The organism is Ornithinibacillus californiensis, from assembly GCF_001038485.1.
In the GTDB taxonomy this organism is placed as follows: Bacteria; Bacillota; Bacilli; order Bacillales; family Amphibacillaceae; genus Ornithinibacillus; species Ornithinibacillus californiensis.
The window spans coordinates 1-3,368 of the sequence record NZ_LDUE01000053.1; the positions used below are offsets into that span (position 1 = coordinate 1).

General features: G+C 34.4%; 4 protein-coding genes. All 4 read left to right on the top strand.

From position 1 onward, the window contains the following. Positions 1 to 894: transposase (locus TE34_RS12645; RefSeq protein ID WP_047983132.1), on the top strand; the 894-nt coding region annotated here is incomplete at its 5' end. A 332-nt stretch (positions 895 to 1,226) separates the two neighbouring features. Next, on the top strand, positions 1,227 to 1,586 hold the full coding sequence (locus tag TE34_RS12650; RefSeq protein ID WP_047985186.1) for a GntR family transcriptional regulator: 360 nt from the start codon (positions 1,227 to 1,229) through the stop codon (positions 1,584 to 1,586). 3 nt (positions 1,587 to 1,589) lie between these two features. Then, complete coding sequence (locus TE34_RS12655) at positions 1,590 to 2,444, top strand: ABC transporter ATP-binding protein (RefSeq protein WP_047985187.1); 855 nt, start codon at positions 1,590 to 1,592, stop codon at positions 2,442 to 2,444. Between the two features lie 2 nt (positions 2,445 to 2,446). Next, positions 2,447 to 3,148, top strand: coding sequence for a hypothetical protein (locus TE34_RS12660; protein ID WP_047985188.1), 702 nt, complete (start codon positions 2,447 to 2,449; stop codon positions 3,146 to 3,148). The last annotated feature ends 220 nt before the right edge of the window (positions 3,149 to 3,368 follow it).

The window sequence follows — 3,368 nt, forward strand, 5'->3', positions numbered from 1 at the left end:
ATAAATAATTCTAAAAGATTAAAGGACGCCTTTGGCGTTTCGAAAGGCAATTCGCTAGAATTGGCACGCGCACTGGCATCCTGTATCTATGATATCGAAAATAATCTAATTGTGAAAGCATTAATTACAAAATGTACGGATAGTGAGCGTCACTTAGCTAAAGAATTACTGGAATCCTTCAAGGAGAACCTTACGGATAATGATCTATTTCTGTTTGATAGAGGATATCCATCCATCGATTTCTTCGACTATCTTGTAGACATTAATGTAAAGTTTATTATCAGAACTCCCATCAATAATTATAAAGCTTTCATTGATCCATCTATTCCAGATCAACTAGTTGAAATTAAGAAGCAGGGTAAGATAGTACGATTACGTGCTATTCGAATTAAACTATCTTCTGGACAAGAAGAATTACTCCTAACGAATATTGTAGATAAGAGGTTCAAACTAGAAGATTTCAAAGTACTCTATTTCAAAAGATGGGGAATTGAAAGCAAGTTTGATGAATTAAAAAACAAACTGAAGCTTCAGAAGTTTACAGGTGATACTCCACTATCAGTGGAGCAGGATTATTATGCCACTATGTTTCTATCGAATATGGCGTCATTTATGGCACATGAAGTTGATGAAATTATTTTGAAGGAACAAGAAGGAAAGAATCTAGAGTATCTATACAAATCAAATACCAACATAATAATTGGTAAATTAAAATCAAACCTTATTCATTTGATATTAGAAGATAATCCGAGAAAACGAAATAAAATTTACAAACAGTTGCTCGAAGAAGCAAAAAGGAGTAGAATCCCAATACGACCAGGACGAAGTTACAAACGACGTACTAGAAACTTGAGCGCTAATAGAAATGGATTAGTACAGAAGGCTGCGTTATAACCCGCTCTAAATAGAATAGGATGCCTACCAGGGGATGAAAAAATAGATATTTCCATCTCCCGGGCATCCTATTGCCTTTTTTATGTTGTATCAAAATTCACTTAAACTTTAATAGGATAAATGAGATTTGAAGAACTAATTAGTTTAACTGTGGTAAAAAATGTAAACTTAACTTAATGACATTGGGGACAGTCCCCCACCGCTTTAAAGTGATAAAGCAGTGAGGGACTGTCCCTCTTTATAATTATTTTCTAAAAATTGTTGACATAACTTATATTGTGTTATATGGTTAGTTACATAAGTAATTAACCCATTAACGAAGGAGCCTAAAGATGAAGAACAATTTGGATGATAACAAGCCGATATTCCTTCAAATAAAAGAACAACTAGAAGATTCTATCATAAATGACTCCATAAAAGCTGGTGAACGTGTACCATCAACGAATGAATTTGCAGCATTTTATAAGATTAATCCAGCTACTGCAGCTAAAGGAATTAATGAGCTTGTCGCCGAAGAAGTGCTATACAAACGAAGGGGTGTAGGGATGTTTGTAACCGATAATGCGAAAGATATTTTGATTGAAAAGCGTAAGCAAACGTTTTATGAAAACTTTATCTTGCCGTTGAAAGAAGAAGCTAAGAAACTTCGGATAAGTGAATCGGAACTAATGAAGATGATGGGGGAGAAATAAGGTATGAAGATTGAGGTTAAAAATCTAACAAAAAAGTACGGTAATAAATTAGCGTTAGATGCAGTTTCTTTTACGTTAGAAGAGCCTAAAATTTACGGATTACTAGGACGAAATGGAGCTGGGAAAACAACCTTTATGGAAATACTCGCTGGGCAAATTTTAGCGAATAGTGGGGAAATCTTAATTGATGGAGAAAAGCCGTTTGACAATCAACGGTTAACAGAATCGATTTGTTTAATTAAGGAAGGTCATAACTTCAAAAAAGACTTATCCATAAAAAATGTACTAAAAATTAGTTCGCTATTCTATCCAAATTGGGATGAAGAGTTAGCTGATGCCTTAGTAAAAGAGTATAACCTTGAACCAAAATTAAAGGTTAAAGCATTATCAAAAGGGATGGAGTCTGCACTTGGAATTATTGTTGGTCTTGCAAGTAAAGCACCTATTACAGTCTTTGATGAACCATACATTGGATTAGATGCGGCAGCACGTAAAAAATTCTACGATATTCTTTTACGAGAATACGAGGAAGAGCCAAGAACGATAATTTTCTCTACTCATCTAATTGATGAAGTTAGCTTAATGTTTGAAGAGGTCTTGATATTACAAGAAGGTAAGTTGGCATTACAGGAAGATGCTGATGTATTGCGGAATAGTGCAACAGCTGTATCAGGGACGATTGAACAAGTAGAGAAATTCATTCAAGATAAGGAAGTTATCACAACAAAGAAGCTTGCAGGGATGATGACTGCGTATGTTTTCGGGCATTCGGAAGCGGCAAAGCTTGCAGGACTTTCCATTGAAGGTGTACCAATCCAGGATCTAATGATTTATCTAACAGAAAGGAAGGGAGCATAAACATGAATAAGCAGATTAAAGGATTACTATATTTCTATATTAGTGATATTCGCCATAGTTTAATGATTTTTTGGTCTATTTTATTATTAGTATTGGTCGTTTCCATTGCTTTTGCTTACTATTTAATAGGCGTTGAGGATAGCATGATGGCATTCGGTTTTCCATTTGCTATTTACTTTTATTGCCTAATTCTAGGGTTTATGACGGTAAAGGAAAGTATCCCATTTGCAATAAAGATGGGGGCGACTCGTAAAAACATCTTAATTAGTCTTGCTATATTTTTTCTAGGCCTTGTCGTGTTAAAATCAATAGTCGCCAGTACGATACAAGAGATTGTATTACTTTTTACTGATGCAACCGGTATAACGACATTCCAGTTTTTACACCCTGCCATGATGCTTGAGGACACATGGTTAAATCGAATCTTGATTGATGTCTGTATTATGTTTTTCCTACTTTCCTTTATGTTTATTATCGGCCTATTATTCTATAAATATGGATTTGCTGGTGGAGGATTAGTAGCGGGTATTCTAGCAATTGCAACGTTATTCGGGGTTGCAAAAGGTTGGATTTACGAATTTATTGTAGACGTAGTTACTCAAATGGATATGCTATTCTTTTATCAGGTATTAGGTGTTGGGTTATTATTATTTTTACTTTCCAACGTATTTGTGAGAAGAATTACGATTGAGAAAAGAAGATAAGTAAAGGGGACAGTCCCAATGACATTGCATCATTGGATATAAATTCCATTTATTGAAAAATAAGTCATATGAATTTACAAAAATAAAAAGAGCTCCTATTGTAGAAGTGAGACCGTACTTGTTCCCAAATCTTCTACAAAGGAGCACTATATGCGTAATAAAAGTATAGGTCATAAACAGTTAATTAGTCAATGTTTATCCGTTTTACCTACAGAAGTTT